Annotated in this window: 13 protein-coding genes; 5 read left to right on the forward strand and 8 right to left on the reverse strand. The window is 67.2% G+C overall.

Annotation, left to right across the window (positions count from 1 at the left end; translation table 11 throughout):
- Nucleotide 1: 1 nt before the first annotated feature.
- Together AC0IX4_RS08240 and AC0IX4_RS08245 are read right to left on the reverse strand one after the other, a co-directional pair.
- The gene (locus AC0IX4_RS08240; protein WP_471828659.1) at nucleotides 2–1,069 is read right to left on the reverse strand and encodes an MSMEG_0568 family radical SAM protein; all 1,068 of its coding nucleotides are present in this window, start codon (nucleotides 1,067–1,069) and stop codon (nucleotides 2–4) included.
- Between the two features lie 10 nt (nucleotides 1,070–1,079).
- A complete protein-coding gene (locus tag AC0IX4_RS08245) occupies nucleotides 1,080–1,604 on the reverse strand; it encodes an MSMEG_0572/Sll0783 family nitrogen starvation response protein (RefSeq protein ID WP_042576255.1) in 525 nt (174 codons plus the stop codon).
- A 187-nt stretch (nucleotides 1,605–1,791) separates the two neighbouring features.
- Between AC0IX4_RS08245 and AC0IX4_RS08250 the strand changes: the two genes are divergently transcribed.
- A complete protein-coding gene (locus AC0IX4_RS08250) occupies nucleotides 1,792–2,172 on the forward strand; it encodes a hypothetical protein (protein ID WP_042576256.1) in 381 nt (126 codons plus the stop codon).
- Nucleotides 2,165–2,572 carry a hypothetical protein gene (locus AC0IX4_RS08255; protein ID WP_471828660.1) on the forward strand — a complete coding sequence of 136 codons (408 nt, stop codon included), beginning with the start codon at nucleotides 2,165–2,167 and terminating at the stop codon, nucleotides 2,570–2,572. The genes AC0IX4_RS08250 and AC0IX4_RS08255 overlap by 8 nt, the downstream gene beginning before the upstream one ends.
- 3 nt (nucleotides 2,573–2,575) lie before the next feature.
- Here the strand turns inward: AC0IX4_RS08255 and AC0IX4_RS08260 are convergent, their stop codons facing one another.
- Together AC0IX4_RS08260 and AC0IX4_RS08265 are read right to left on the reverse strand one after the other, a co-directional pair.
- Nucleotides 2,576–3,550, reverse strand: coding sequence for a pyridoxal-phosphate dependent enzyme (locus AC0IX4_RS08260; protein ID WP_471828661.1), 975 nt, complete (start codon nucleotides 3,548–3,550; stop codon nucleotides 2,576–2,578).
- A 24-nt stretch (nucleotides 3,551–3,574) separates the two neighbouring features.
- Complete coding sequence (locus AC0IX4_RS08265; RefSeq protein WP_042576259.1) at nucleotides 3,575–4,003, reverse strand: type II toxin-antitoxin system Rv0910 family toxin; 429 nt, start codon at nucleotides 4,001–4,003, stop codon at nucleotides 3,575–3,577.
- A gap of 108 nt (nucleotides 4,004–4,111) precedes the next feature.
- Between AC0IX4_RS08265 and AC0IX4_RS08270 the strand changes: the two genes are divergently transcribed.
- Nucleotides 4,112–6,397 carry an ATP-dependent DNA ligase gene (locus AC0IX4_RS08270; protein ID WP_471828662.1) on the forward strand — a complete coding sequence of 762 codons (2,286 nt, stop codon included), beginning with the start codon at nucleotides 4,112–4,114 and terminating at the stop codon, nucleotides 6,395–6,397.
- Between the two features lie 189 nt (nucleotides 6,398–6,586).
- Complete coding sequence (locus AC0IX4_RS08275) at nucleotides 6,587–7,795, forward strand: lipase family protein (RefSeq protein ID WP_042576261.1); 1,209 nt, start codon at nucleotides 6,587–6,589, stop codon at nucleotides 7,793–7,795.
- Between the two features lie 8 nt (nucleotides 7,796–7,803).
- Here AC0IX4_RS08275 and AC0IX4_RS08280 read toward each other — a convergent pair whose 3' ends face one another.
- Both AC0IX4_RS08280 and lon read right to left on the reverse strand, forming a co-directional pair.
- Nucleotides 7,804–9,678, reverse strand: a complete 1,875-nt coding sequence (locus AC0IX4_RS08280; protein WP_056074098.1) for an ABC transporter ATP-binding protein — start codon at nucleotides 9,676–9,678, stop codon at nucleotides 7,804–7,806.
- A 123-nt stretch (nucleotides 9,679–9,801) separates the two neighbouring features.
- On the reverse strand, nucleotides 9,802–12,123 hold the full coding sequence (lon, locus tag AC0IX4_RS08285; protein WP_042576372.1) for an endopeptidase La: 2,322 nt from the start codon (nucleotides 12,121–12,123) through the stop codon (nucleotides 9,802–9,804).
- A 265-nt stretch (nucleotides 12,124–12,388) separates the two neighbouring features.
- Between lon and AC0IX4_RS08290 the strand changes: the two genes are divergently transcribed.
- Nucleotides 12,389–12,739 carry a DoxX family protein gene (locus tag AC0IX4_RS08290; RefSeq protein WP_042576263.1) on the forward strand — a complete coding sequence of 117 codons (351 nt, stop codon included), beginning with the start codon at nucleotides 12,389–12,391 and terminating at the stop codon, nucleotides 12,737–12,739.
- Here the strand turns inward: AC0IX4_RS08290 and AC0IX4_RS08295 are convergent, their stop codons facing one another.
- Nucleotides 12,740–13,135 carry an OsmC family protein gene (locus tag AC0IX4_RS08295; RefSeq protein WP_471828663.1) on the reverse strand — a complete coding sequence of 132 codons (396 nt, stop codon included), beginning with the start codon at nucleotides 13,133–13,135 and terminating at the stop codon, nucleotides 12,740–12,742.
- A 46-nt stretch (nucleotides 13,136–13,181) separates the two neighbouring features.
- On the reverse strand, nucleotides 13,182–13,997 hold the full coding sequence (locus tag AC0IX4_RS08300) for an alpha/beta fold hydrolase (RefSeq protein WP_471828664.1): 816 nt from the start codon (nucleotides 13,995–13,997) through the stop codon (nucleotides 13,182–13,184).
- Nucleotides 13,998–14,047 lie beyond the last annotated feature (50 nt).

Consider the following 14,047-nt stretch of genomic DNA (forward strand, 5'->3'; position numbering starts at 1 on the left):
GTCAGCCCCCCATCGGCTGCAGCACACTGCAGGCACCGCACGCCGCGCATCCGGCCTTCTGATCGGTGCCCAGCATTCCGGCGTCGGCAAGCGTCTCGGCGACCCTCGTACTGACGTCCGTGAGCAGATCCGACGAGGGTGCGCGGGCACCGTCGACGTCGACTGCCAGCGTGCCGGGATGCGGACGGAACGGGACGACGAAGGGATAGACGCCCATCTCGATCAGCTCGGCGGCCCCCGCCACCAGCTCGTCCGGATCTTCACCGAGGCCGACGAGCAGGTACGTCGACACCTGGTTGCGGCCGAAGACGCGGACGGCCTCGACCCATGCTGCGCGGTAGTCGTCCAGCGGTACCGACGCCTTGCCGGGCATCCACTCCCGGCGGACGTCCTCGTCGAGCGACTCGACGTGGATACCGATGGACCGCGCACCCGCGTCGTACAACTCCGTGATGGTGGCGAGGTCACCGGGAGGTTCGCACTGCACCTGGATCGGTAACTCCGGGACCCGCGCCTTGACGGCTCGGACGCAGCGCGCCAGATGCAACGCTCCACGGTCGGTGCCGGCGGAGGTGCCCGTCGTCATGACCATCTGCGTGACGCCGTCGAGCCGCACCGCGGCCTCGGCGACGGCGGCGAGATCGGCCGGCTTCTTGACGGCCACCGTGGCGCCGCTGCGCAGCGATTCCTCGATGGAGCAGAACCGGCACCGCTGGGACTCGTCGTAGCGGATGCAGGTCTGCACCACCGTCGTCGCCAGGACGCCCTTGCCGTGCAGTTTGGCCAGCTTCTCGTAGGGGACGCCCTCGTCGGTCGTCAGGTCGTAGAAAGCCGGCCGGGCGATGGCGGCGATGTCGAGTCCGATGTCGTCGCCGTCGAACAGGACCCGGTCGCCGTCCAGGACGTACGGACTCGACGGGTTCCGCGGCAGTGCGGCGCCCAGGCCGTCGATGCTGACATGACCGTCGTCGCTGGGTCCCGCGCCGGCCGTGCGCCGCACGGGCGGAGTGCCGCGGATACCGAGAAGAGCGAGGTCCACGCGGTGGTTCCTGGTCTGGGTGACGGACATCGGACCGGCCTCAGACCATGTAGGTGGAGTTGATGATCGCGCCCTTGCGGGCGTAGTGGATCAACGCGTCCTGCACGTCGAGCGGGTGCGCAGGGATCACGCCCTCGATCAAGTCCTCCTCGCGGCCGCCGTGCAGCGCGAGTCCGAAGCGGCAGCAGAACACCGTGCCACCCTCTGAGATGAACGTCGCCAACGCGTCGTTGATGTTCTGCTCACCGGGAAAGCCGGAGTCCCCGGTGGTCGGGAAGCCGCGCGTGGCGAGGCAGTTGATCGCGCCCGGACCGTAGAAGTACATCGCCGACTCGTATCCCTTGCGCAGGGCGCGGGTGGCCTGGAGCACCGCGACGAAACTGACCGACGACTCGTGTGCGATACCGTGCACCAGGGTGAAGTAGGACTCCCCGTCCTCCGCCTTGTAGTCGGGGAAGATCTTGGTACCGCCATAGATGTTGCTGCCCTTGGGAAGTGACGGGTGCGGGATCTCGGCGAGCGAAGCGGACATGTTGTCGAGGATGGTCTGATCGAACGCGGCCACTGGAAACCTCCGAGGATGAGGGAGCGAGGGAGACGATCCGTCTCTACGCACAAGTACAAGCGCGACCGATGTCCGGATGGTCACCCGCGGAACAACGCCCGGTTTCGTCCTGCTCACTCGGGTAACGCGCAGGACACATGCGCCGCCGTCCGGGGGACGAATCGGACGGGGATAAACTGAGGACACCATGTTCACTCCCATCACGGTCGCCCTCTACGTGCTGCCACTCGTCGCTGCCGTCTGGGCGATGGTGAAGTTGGTCCGCAACAAGGCCCTCCTGCTGGCGAACCGCAGCGACCGCGTGTTCTTCCGCTTCCTCGTGGGCATCGAACTTCTGGTGATCGCGCAAGCCGTGGTCGGATTCGTCGCCCTGGCCACCACCGACCGTGACGTGCACGCCGTCACCTTCGGCGCCTACCTCGTCGGGCTCGCTCTGCTGCTGCCCATCGGTGTGTGGTGGTCCCTCGGAGATCGCAGCCGCGGCGGAACGGCCGTACTGATCGTCGTCACGCTGACGCTGGCCGTCATGGTGTTGCGACTGAACCAGATCTGGGCCGGCCATGCCTGACTCCCTGCAGACGGCGACCCGCTCCGGGCCGGGGCGCGTGCTGATCGCGCTGTACGCACTGTTCTCGGTCGCGGCGGCGTCACGCTCGGCCGTGCAGATCGGCACCCGGTTCGAGGATGCTCCCGTCGCATACCTGCTGTCGGCGTTCGCCGCCCTCGTCTACATCGTCGGCACGGTCTGTCTGGCGCGAGCATCGGTCGTGTCGCGCCGGATCGCCACCGTGTCGTGCATCGTGGAGATCGTCGGCGTGATCGGCGTGTCCATCGCGAGTTACGTGGTGCCGCAGGAGTTCCCGGAGCCCACCGTGTGGTCGCACTTCGGATCCGGATACGTGTTCATTCCGGTCATCCTGCCGATCGCCGCTCTGTGGTGGTTGCGCAGAACCGACGGACGGCCGTGACGATCAGTCGACGGTGAAGTCCTGCGCCTGCGGATGGCCGAACAGGCCGGGTAGACCACCGCTCGCGAGGAACACGACGTCGGTTCCGGGTACGACGTCACCGTCGGCCACTGCCGCGACCAGTCCGGCGAGTGCCCGCGCCGAGTAGGTCGGATCGAGGACGAGGCCCTCCGTGCGCGCCGCGATCGTCGACGCGCGCCGGGCTCCCGCAGCGAGGCTCTCGTAGCCGGCACCCACCTGATCGGTGCGGATACGCAGTGCAGCCGTCGCCGACACGCCGTCCATGCCGCCCAGGATGTGCCGCACGCGATCTGCCGCATCGGGCACCGCGCCCGTGTCGACACCCAGCACGTGATCGGCTCCGAGGCCGGCGACCAGCCCGGCCATCGTGCCGCCGGACCCCACCGCGCACACCACCAGGTCTACGTCCGGCGCCTGCTCGAGGATCTCCTGCCCCGCGAGCCGGTACCCGTGTGCACCGACGCTGTTCGAGCCACCGAACGGAATGATCGCGGGGTGCCGACCCAGCCGTCGCAGCCTGTCGGCGACCCGCTGCGCTGCGGAATCGAGTTCGGTCTGTGTGTCGGACCCGGCATCGATCGGACCGATCCATTCGATGCCGGTGCCCAGCAGCGCGTCGAGCAGCAGGTTCCCCACGAACGGCCGTGGATCACCCGGGAACACCAGGACCGAGTCCAGCCCCAGCCGGGCGGCCGCAGCCGCGGTCAGCCGCGCGTGGTTGGACTGTGGCGCACCGGTGGTGATCAGAACGTCGGCACCGTCGGCGACCGCAGCCCCCACCGTCCACTCCAATTTGCGGATCTTGTTGCCGCCCGCTCCGAGTCCCGTGAGATCGTCTCGTTTGAGTCGCAGATCGCCGGCCCGGAGGCCGATCGCCTCGGACAACCGCGGCGCGGGTTCGAGGGGCGTCGGCCAGGTTGCGAGTCGGACACGTCGATCGTCGCGAGGAGCAGTCATCGGGGACCTTCCGGCCGGGGTGGTCTAACCCAGTTTCGCGAGATTGGTGACGCTGTCACGCACGTCGGACTCGAGCACCTTGGCCACGACCCCGCCGATCGGCCCGGACAGCAAGCCGCCGCGGAAGTTCGCGTCGAGCGTGAACTCCGAGCCCGCGTCCTTCGGTGCCACCGACATCTTCAGATCGATCTTGATGCCGCCCTTGCCTTTTCCGAGCAGCGCGATCTCGTAGGGCTTGTCGTACTCGGTGATGGTCCACGTGATGACGTTGCGGAAACCCTTCACCTTGATCAGCGAATCGATGGTCACGCCTTCGCTCAGGGTGGTCGGCACGGGACCGCGCCACCCGCCGAAGATGGTCATCCACTCCTGGAAACTCGACAGGTCGGACGCCCTGGCCCATGCCTCGTCCGGTGTCATCGTCGATTCCACCGACACGTTCACTCCGGCCACGCGGTCCTCATTCCTTGGTGCGGTGATGCTTGCAGGATGGATCCGGGAAGCCCCGGTCACCGTCTCGAACATACCCACCATGGCGGGCGTGCAACCTATCCTGGCGTCATGGCATCGCTCGACGTCGCAGGGCAGCGGATCCCGCTCACCAACGTGGACAAGGTGCTGTTCCCCGAGACCGGCACCACCAAGGGTGAGGTGATCGACTACTACGTCGAGATCGCCCCCGCCATGCTGCCTCACCTCGCGGGCCGGCCCGTCACCCGTAAACGCTGGCCGAACGGCGTCGAGTCGGGTGCGTTCTTCGAGAAGAATCTCGCAGCGTCCGCACCCGACTGGCTGGACCGTCGTCGTCTGCATCATTCCGACCGAGTGGTCGTCTACCCGGTGTTCCACACCGCCGCGGATCTGGCATGGCTGGGACAACAGGCCTCACTGGAAGCCCATGTGCCGCAATGGCGTTTCGAGGGCGACGAGCAAGGGAAGGCGACGCGTATCGTCTTCGACCTCGACCCCGGCGAAGGGGTCGACCTCGACACCTGCGCGGAGGTCGCGCTCGAAGTGCGCAGCATGATCGACGGCATCGGACTGACCGCATTCCCCCTCACGAGCGGCAGCAAGGGAATTCACCTCTACGTTCCCCTGGACAAACCCGTGTCGTCGTCCGGCGCGTCGACGGTCGCGAAACGCGTTGCGACGCTTCTGGAAGAGCGGATGCCGGACCTGGTCACCGCCTCGATGTCGAAAGCCGTCCGGCCCGGGAAGATCTTTCTCGACTGGAGTCAGAACAACGGCAAGAAGACCACCATCGCGCCCTATTCACTGCGGGGACGTAGCCGGCCGACAGTTGCCGCACCACGGACCTGGGACGAGATCTCCGGGGGCGGCCTCGCACAGCTGAGCTTCGAGGACGTCCTCGAGCGATACCGCCGCGACGGCGACCTGCTCGCGGCACTCGACCCGGAGGTCGATCCCACGCCCGACACCGACTCGCTCGGCCCGTATCGAGGCAAGCGAACTGCCTCGCGCACACCGGAACCCGTCCCCACACGCACCGAGAAGAAGGACGCCACCGACCCCGTCTTCGTCATCCAGGAACACCACGCGCGGCGCCTGCACTACGACTTCCGACTCGAACACGACGGGGCCCTGGTGTCCTGGGCCGTGCCGAAGAACCTCCCGACCGACGAGAAGAAGAACCACCTGGCCGTGCACACCGAGGACCACCCGATGGACTACGCCGACTTCGAAGGCACCATCCCGAAGGGTGAATACGGCGGCGGTGAGGTCACCGTGTGGGACCACGGCACCTTCACCACCGAGAAGTGGAGGGACGACGAGGTCATCGTCGAGCTCACCGGCTCACGCATCACCGGCCGGTACGCCCTGATCCGGACGGACGGGGACCAGTGGCTGGTCCACAGGATGAAACCCCGACCCGGAGCCGCCGGAGATCAGCCCGCTGCGGACCTCCCCAAGCATCTCCGCCCGATGCTGGCCTCCCCCGGCGACCTGGCGGGGCTCGATGCGGACGAGTGGTCGTTCGAAGGGAAATGGGACGGCGTCCGCGTCGTGGCGACGATCGACCACGGCGACATCGTGCTCGAGAGCAGGACGGGGCAGGACCTCACGCGTCGCTACGCAGGGATCGCGGCGTTGGCAGCCGATCTCAGCGATCACGCCGTCGTCCTCGACGGCGAGGCCGTCGTCTACCGGGAGGACGGGGTCACCAGCTTCCAGATGCTGCAGGACGCGCATCCGGACGACGTGGAGTTCATCTGCTTCGACGTGCTGCACCTGGACGGAACCGACCTGACGGGCAAACGGTTCTCCGACCGGCGGCGCATTCTCGAGCTCCTGCTGTCCGGACTCGAGACGGTCACGCTGTCTCCGTTGATGCCGGGAACGGCGGCCGGGGCGCTGTCGGAGAGCGAGCGACGCGGGTGGGAAGGCATCGTCGCCAAGCGCCGGGAGTCGACCTACGAGGTCGGACGCCGCAGTTCGGCATGGATCAAGGTGAAGAACTGGCGCACGCAGGAGGTCGTGATCGGCGGGTGGCGCGCCGGCCAGGGGTCCCGCAGCGGCGGTATCGGATCGCTGCTGCTGGGCATCCCGTCGGACGACGGCCTGCGCTATGTGGGACGCGTCGGCACCGGGTTCACGGCGCGTCAGCGCGACGAACTCCTGGACCTGCTGACACCGACGGTGGTCGAGACGTCCCCGTTCGACCGACCGTTGCCGACGGCCGATCGTCGGGACGCGACATGGGTGACACCGACCCTGGTCGGGGAGGTCCGATTCTTCGAGTGGACGGACGGCGGTTCGTTGCGGCATCCGAGCTGGCGGGGCCTGCGCGAGGACAAGAGCATTGCGGATGTGCGGCGCGAAACCTGACCACACGCGAAACGAAGAACTTTGGAGCCTACACAGGAACCGCTTCGACTGGTTGCCTACGTCGGCGTGGCTGTTTACGGTTCGGTAACGAGGCGGGGGCGTCGGTAACTCGGGTGGAGTCAGACGCTCGGGCGGTGTTCAATGCATCTGTCGTTCGATAACCGCACAGTCGGTTCGTAGGAGTGTTCTGTGAGATCCATTCGTCGCCTCGTGTTGGCAACCGTCACTGCGGCGCTGTTCGCAGCCGCACTTCCCGGCACCGCATCGGCCGATGCGCAATATCCGATCCCCAACGCCGACCCGTTCTACTCGGCGCCGGGAGACATCTCCGGCCTCGCTCCCGGCACCGTGCTGGCCAGCCGTCCGATGCCGAATCCGCCGAACTTCGTCGGCGTGAACACCTGGCAGCTCGCCTTCCGCAGTACCGGCGGCGAGGGCAATCCCATCGTCGGCGTGACCACGGTGTTCATCCCGCAGGTCAAGGCCCCCGACGGCCCCTTGCTGTCGTACCAGCAGATCGTCAACGCACTCGGTCTGAAGTGCGCGCCGTCGCAGGCGCTGTACTCGGAGGATCCGAACGTCGTCATCCGCGACGCTGCAGCGCTGAACGTCGTCTTCTCCCGCGGCTGGTCGGTGGCCATGCCCGATCACCTCGGCCCCAACAGTGCGTACGGCGCCGCCAAGATGGGTGGTCAGATCACCCTCGACGGCATCCGCGCCGCCAAGAACTTCGAGCCGCTGCAGTTGCGCAACAGTCCCGTCGGCATGGGCGGCTACTCCGGTGGTGGCATGGCCACAGCCTGGGCTGCAGCACTGGCACCGTCGTACGCACCCGAGCTCGACATCGTGGGGAGCGCGCAGGGCGGCGTCCCGATGAACCTGGTCAAAATGGCCTACATGCTCGGCGAGAACACCCCTCACCCCGTGTTCGGGCTCGCGCTCGCCGCGGCAATCGGCTTGGGCCGCGAGTACCCGGACCGGATGCCGGTGTCGCAGAGCCTGACTCCCCAGGGCACGTCGATGATGAACCAGATCGCCAACTCCTGCACCAACGACATCCTGTCCGTGGGTGCCAACCACAGCGCCGCGGAGATCACCGCGAACAGGTCGGTCTTCGCGGATCCGCAGGGACGCGCCGTGGTGGAGGAGAACAGCGTCGAGCTCTACCCCGGAGTTCCCCGCGCGCCCATCTTCGAGTGGCACAGCCCTACCGACGCGCTGATCCCCGTCGACGCCATCGACAGCTCCACCGCCCGGTACTGCCGCGCCGGAACCCCGGTGCAGACGCTGCTCACACCCAGCCCGGACCACCTCAGCGCTGCGCTGCTCGGATTGCCGGCAGCACTGCAGTGGCTGAACGACCGGTTCGCCCGACTCCCGGCGCCCAGCACCTGCTGAGCTGCTGCTCAGGCCCGGACGGGCTCGTCGAACTGCGTGCGGTACAGCTGCGCGTAGCGACCCGACCGGGCCAGCAGCTCCGCGTGCGTCCCGTTCTCCGCGACCCGCCCGTCCTCGATCACCAGGATCTGGTCCGCCGCGCGAATGGTGGACAAACGGTGAGCGATGACGATGGACGTCCGACCCACCAGAGCCTCGGACAGTGCTTCCTGCACCGCCGCCTCGGACGTGGAGTCCAGCGACGCCGTGGCCTCGTCGAGCACCACGACAGTCGGCTGAGCCAACAGCAGCCGTGCGATGGTGACGCGCTGGCGCTCTCCACCCGAGAAGCGGTAGCCGCGCTCACCGACCACGGTCTCGAGGCCGTCGGGCAAGGATCGGACCAGGTCTTCGAGTCGTGCGCGTCGGAGCGCGGACCAGATGTCGTCCTCCGTCGCATCGGGACGCGCCAATGTCAGATTGGAGCGCAGCGTCTCGTGGAAGAGGTGCCCGTCCTGCGTCACCATGCCGACGGTGTGGCGGATCGACTCCGCCGTCAGGTCTCGCACGTCGATACCGCCGATCCGCACGGCCCCGGAATCCACGTCGTACAACCGTGAGACCAGCTGTGCGATGGTCGACTTACCGGCACCCGAGGACCCGACCAGGGCCACCATCTTGCCCGGCTCTGCGCGGAACGACACTCCGTGCAGCACTTCCTCGCCGCCGCGCGAATCCAGCACGGACACGTCTTCGAGCGATGCCAACGACACCTTGTCCGCCGACGGGTAGGCGAACCGGACGTCGTCGAACTCGACGGTGACAGGACCCTCCGGAACCGTCCGGGCATCAGGCGCATCCGTGATCAGCGGATCGAGGTCGAGGATCTCGAACACTCTCTCGAAGCTGACGACCGCGCTCATCACGTCGACGCGCGCGCTCGCCAGAGCTGTCAACGGTGCGTACAACCTTGTGAGCAGCAGCGCCAACGTGACGACGGCGCCGGCGTCCAGCTGGCCGCGCAATGCATAGAACCCTCCGAGCCCGTAGACCAGCGCAAGCGCGAGAGCCGAGACGAGAGTCAGTGTCGTGACGAAGACGGTCTGCACCATCGCCGACCGAACGCCGATGTCGCGGACTCGGCCTGCACGCAGCGCGAACTCCGACGATTCGTGGTCGGGGCGCCCGAACAGCTTGATGAGTGTCGCTCCGGGCGCGGAGAAGCGCTCGGTCATCTGCGTCGACATGGCCGCGTTGTGGGCAGCGGCCTCCCGCTGCAGACGCGCCAACCGGGTGCCCATCCGTCGGGCGGGGAGGACGAACACCGGGAGGAGCAGGAGCGCGAGCAGTGTGATCTGCCAGGAGATGCCGACCATCACGACCAGCGTCAGCAGCAACGTGACCACGTTACTGACCACGCCGGAGAGCGTTCCACTGAACGCGCGCTGCGCACCGATCACGTCGTTGTTCAGCCGACTCACCAGCGCGCCGGTACGGGTGCGGGTGAAGAACGCGATCGGCATCTTCTGCACGTGGTCGAACACCCGCGTGCGGAGATCGAGGATCAGGTTCTCCCCGATACGCGACGACAGCCAGCGATTGACCAGGCCCGTCCCCGCGTCGAGGAGCGCCACGACGGCGATGACGACGGCCAGGATCAGGACGATCCGATAGTCCTTGCCCTGCACGATGGCGTCGACCACGCGGCCGGCCAATACCGGCGTCGCCACGGCGAGGACCGCCGCGACGACGCTGAGCACGAGGAATCCGATGAGCAGCGTGCGGAGCGGCCGCGCGAACACCATGATCCGGCGCACCGTGACGCGGGAGAACGGACGTCTGCCCTTGTCGTCGGTATGCATGGACCGATACATCTGGTTCCACGCGGTCATTTCCATACTCATCGGGAATCCCCCTTGCTCGTTCGGCGCCTCTGGTGCGTGGTCCCCCCGGGTCGCATCGCGAGGTCGTCTGCCTGTGGGGCAACTGTCCGTGACAACCTCGGCGAGCTCCCCGTCATTCCGCCGTCACGCTGCGGCGGCCGCGTCCTCCGCACGGGGTTCGAGCGCCAGGGCGACGATATCGGCGACGTCCGACATCGGGCGCACCTCGACCGCGGCGAGCACGTCCGCCGACACGTCGTCCAGGTCCGGCTCGTTGCGGGAGGGGACGAAGACCGTCGTCAGTCCGGCACGTTGGGCGGCCAGCAACTTCTGCTTCAGTCCGCCGATCGGCATGACTCGGCCGTTCAGCGACACCTCCCCGGTCATGCCCACGTCGGACCGCACGGGCCGTCCGGTCGCCATGGACACCAGCGCGGTCACCATGGTCACGCCGGCCGAGGGGCCGTCCTTCGGCACCGCACCCGCAGGAACGTGGATGTGGATGGCCTTGTCCAGCGCTGCCGGGTCGACACCCAGCTGCTCCGCGTGCGACCGGACGTAGGACAGCGCGATCTGCGCAGACTCCTTCATCACGTCGCCCAGCTGGCCGGTCAACGTGAGCCCGGCCTTGTCGCCCGTCGAGCTCGCCTCGATGAACAGCACGTCCCCGCCGAGACCGGTCACGGCGAGACCCGTCGCCACGCCGGGAACCTCGGTGCGTTCGTGCACCTCGGGCGTGAATCGGGGTCGACCCAGGTAGGTGCGGAGATCCGGTTCGTCCACCGTCAGCATCCGCTCACCGGTGGCCAGTTCGATGGCGACCTTGCGCAGCACCTTCGCCAGCAGTCGTTCGAACTGACGCATACCCGGCTCACGCGTGTAGTCGGCGGCGATCTTGCGCAGCGCCGCGTCGGTGACGGCCACGTCGGAGTCCGTCATCGCCGCACGTTCGAGCTGGCGCGGCAACAGGTAGTTCCGCGCGATGACCACCTTGTCGTCCTCGGTGTAGCCGTCGATGGTCACCAGCTCCATACGATCGAGCAGTGCCGTCGGAATCTGGTCGACGACGTTTGCCGTGGCCAGGAACACCACATCCGACAGGTCCAGATCCAGGTCGAGGTAGTGATCTCGGTACGTGTGGTTCTGCGCGGGGTCGAGCACCTCGAGCAGAGCCGCGGCAGGATCGCCGCGGAAGTCCGATCCGATCTTGTCGATCTCGTCGAGCAGCACCACGGGGTTCATCGATCCTGCCTCGGCGATGGCCCTCACGATCCGACCGGGCAGCGCACCGACGTACGTGCGCCGGTGCCCGCGGATCTCCGCCTCGTCGCGGACGCCGCCGAGCGCGACGCGAACGAACTTGCGGCCCAGCGCTTTCGCGACCGACTCACCCAGGGACGTCTTGCCGACACCGGGAGGACCGGCAAGCACCATGACGGCTCCGGAACCACGTCCACCCACCACTGCCATGCTTCGCTCAGCGCGGCGCGAGCGCACGGCGAGGTACTCGGTGATGCGGTCCTTCACATCGTCCAAGCCGTGATGATCCGCGTCGAGCACGGCACGGGCCGCCTCGATGTCGGTGGTGTCGACGGTGGTCACCGTCCACGGCAGCTCCAGCACCGTGTCCAACCACGTTCTGATCCAGCCACTTTCGGGGCTTTGGTCACTGGACCGCTCCAGCCGACCGACCTCCCGCAGCGCGGCCTCACGCACCGCGTCCGGCAACTCGGCGGACTCGACGCGGCCGCGGTAGTCGTCGGCACCATCGGGTTCACCCTCGCCGAGTTCCTTGCGGATCGCAGCCAATTGCTGACGCAGCAGGAATTCCTTCTGTGTCTTCTCCATGCCGTCGCGGACGTCCCCGGCGATCTTGTCCGTCACCTCGACCTCGGCGAGGTGGTCGGTGGTCCACTCGGTCAGCACCGTCAATCGTGCTGCCACGTCCGGGGTCTCGAGCAGCTGGCGCTTCTGGACATCGGTGAGCCACGAGGCGTAGCCGGCGGTGTCGGCCAGCGCGGACGGGTCGAGAAGCTTGTTCACCGAGTCGATCACCTGCCATGCCTCACGGCGCTGCAACATGGCCAGAACGAGCTTCTTGTACTCCGCGGCGAGGGTCCGTACGGCCTCCGTCGGCTCCGGTTCCGATACCGGCTCGGCCTCCACCCACAGAGCGGCGCCCGGGCCACTGACACCGGTGCCGATGTGTGCACGCTTCTCGGCCTTCAGCACCGCGGCCGGCTCACCGGTCGCGAGACGGCCGACCTGCACGATCGTCGCCACGACGCCGTAGGCGGGGTAGCGGTCGTCCAGTCGTGGGGCGATCAGCAGAGTGCCGTCGGCGCTGGTCCGCGCGGCGTCGACCGCGGCGCGGGCAGCGTCGTCCAGTTCGACCGGCACGACCATGCCGGGCAGGACGACGGGGTCGGTCAGGAACAGAACGGGCAAGCGAGTCGATTCGCTCATGGGGTCCTCCAAGGTTGCGCGTGATCAGCTCAACTTGTCGAAGTGCCCTCGTGTTCCCGCTGGTGAGCACGTTCGCTGGAGGCGTACAGGACGGTGTGAACGGCCGGCGCACTGCCTGCTCCGGCGCCCCTGGCGTCATTCCCGCGCTAAATCCGTCTTTCCGCTGCTACTGCAGCAACCACGGTAAGACGGAACGGCCGCGGGAAGAGAAATGTGTCAGGGCATAGTCTTCCACCGGCGACCCAGCCGACCGGGAGGCACACCAATGACCATCGCTTTGTATGTCGTCACGATTTTCCTCGCCGTCGCACTGACCTTCTCTGCGATCGGCAAGCTGACCAAGAGCGCGTCGGTCATGCCCATCATGGACAGCGTCGGAGTGCCCGCGAACAGAGTGCCGGTCCTGGCGTACCTCGAGATCGCGGGCGCGGTCGGCCTGGTCATCGGACTGTTCGTCTGGCCCATCGGCGTCGCGGCGGCGATCGGGGTCATTCTCTACTTCGTGGGCGCCGTGGTCGCACATCTGCGAGTGAAGGACACGGCGGGCATCGGGCCGTCGGCCTTCCTCACCGTCGTGTCCGTCGCGGCACTCGTTCTGCGGCTCGTCACCGCCTGATCAGCTCTTCAGGGCTACATCCACACCGGTGACGGACTTGAGGAACGGGCAGATCGATCGCGCCTGCTCGAGCACATCCCCCGGATTGTCGACGCCTGGAAGGGTGACGGCCAGCTGGTAGGCGGCGTCGTAGCCCGCTCCGTCGGCGTTGGAGAGGGTGACACGGCCTTCGACGGCTGCCCCGTCGAGTGTTCCACCGGCGGTACCGACGGCGATGCGCAGCGATTCGAGCAGGCACGAGCTCAGGGCAGCCGCCATCAGCTGCTCGGGGTTGGTCGCTCCGCCGGGCCCACCCAGGTCGGACGGCTCGTGGACGTCCAAGGACAGCACGTCGTCGCTCGAGGAGATCGATCCGTCGGTAGCAGTGACAGTGGCGGTGTACAGGTCTTGACTCATACGTCTCGGGTGTCCGCGAACAGGGGGATGCAAACCAGGGCGTTCGTCACCGATGTTCGGCCAGGAACGCGACGACCTCGTCCCCGAACTTCTGCGGTTCGTCCAGGAAGAGCGCATGACTGCTGTCCTCGAAGAGGACCGTGCGTGCTCCCGGAACGGTGTCGCCGACGTAGCGAGCCGCCTCCCACGGGAACGCCTTGTCATGCTTGCCCACCATGACGAGGGACGGGAGATCGAGCGTCGGCAACAGGTCCCGCCAATCGTGGTGGGTGTGATCGGCCATCACCGCGTTCCGGGCCGCGCCGGACATCTTCGCCATTTCAGCGTGAAGAATCTCGACGCGGTCGGCCGGGAGGTCCGTCGCCGTGATCTCGTCCAGCTGCTCCGCGTCGAAGTTGGTGCGGTCGTAGAGAACTCGGCCCTGGACGGCAGCGAGTGATGCATCGTCGAAGATGCTGGTATGAGCCAGCGACCATTCCGGGGTGCGGTACTGCCGGGGAGTCTGGGCGACATAGATGGCCTGCGCGAGACGTTCGTTGCCGAAGAGTTCCTGGTACGACCAGATGACCGGGCACCCCAGCGACCAGCCCAGCACGGTCACGTCGGCCAAGTCGAGCGCCGCGAGAACGTCGAAGAGGTCCTTCGCCAGACGCGATACGCGGTAACCGTGGCCAGGATCCTCCGAATCACCGTGCGCCCGCATGTCCAGCGCGATCACCCGGGAGTGCTCCGCCAACCGATCCATGCTGCCGGAGAAGAACTCCCCACTGAATCCCCAGCCGTGCAGCAGGACGAGCGGACGGCCGGCGCCCTGCTCTCGGTAGTGCAGGACTGTTCCATCGCTGACGGTCACGGTGCTCATAGACAGCGGATACCCCGCGCCGAGTCGTCGGTAACGGTGCGGTCACACCG

The organism is Rhodococcus sp. AC861 (assembly GCF_979256035.1).

Excerpts from the sequence above, each read along its gene's own strand:
- AC0IX4_RS08255 (WP_471828660.1), top strand. The coding sequence starts at position 2,165 with ATGCCTGACTCCCTGCAGACGGCGACCCGCTCCGGGCCGGGGCGCGTG.
- AC0IX4_RS08240 (WP_471828659.1), bottom strand. The coding sequence starts at position 1,069 with ATGTCCGTCACCCAGACCAGGAACCACCGCGTGGACCTCGCTCTTCTC.
- AC0IX4_RS08270 (WP_471828662.1), top strand. The coding sequence starts at position 4,112 with ATGGCATCGCTCGACGTCGCAGGGCAGCGGATCCCGCTCACCAACGTG.
- lon (WP_042576372.1), bottom strand. The coding sequence starts at position 12,123 with ATGAGCGAATCGACTCGCTTGCCCGTTCTGTTCCTGACCGACCCCGTC.
- AC0IX4_RS08280 (WP_056074098.1), bottom strand. The coding sequence starts at position 9,678 with ATGAGTATGGAAATGACCGCGTGGAACCAGATGTATCGGTCCATGCAT.
- AC0IX4_RS08260 (WP_471828661.1), bottom strand. The coding sequence starts at position 3,550 with ATGACTGCTCCTCGCGACGATCGACGTGTCCGACTCGCAACCTGGCCG.
- AC0IX4_RS08295 (WP_471828663.1), bottom strand. The coding sequence starts at position 13,135 with ATGAGTCAAGACCTGTACACCGCCACTGTCACTGCTACCGACGGATCG.
- AC0IX4_RS08290 (WP_042576263.1), top strand. The coding sequence starts at position 12,389 with ATGACCATCGCTTTGTATGTCGTCACGATTTTCCTCGCCGTCGCACTG.
- AC0IX4_RS08250 (WP_042576256.1), top strand. The coding sequence starts at position 1,792 with ATGTTCACTCCCATCACGGTCGCCCTCTACGTGCTGCCACTCGTCGCT.
- AC0IX4_RS08300 (WP_471828664.1), bottom strand. The coding sequence starts at position 13,997 with ATGAGCACCGTGACCGTCAGCGATGGAACAGTCCTGCACTACCGAGAG.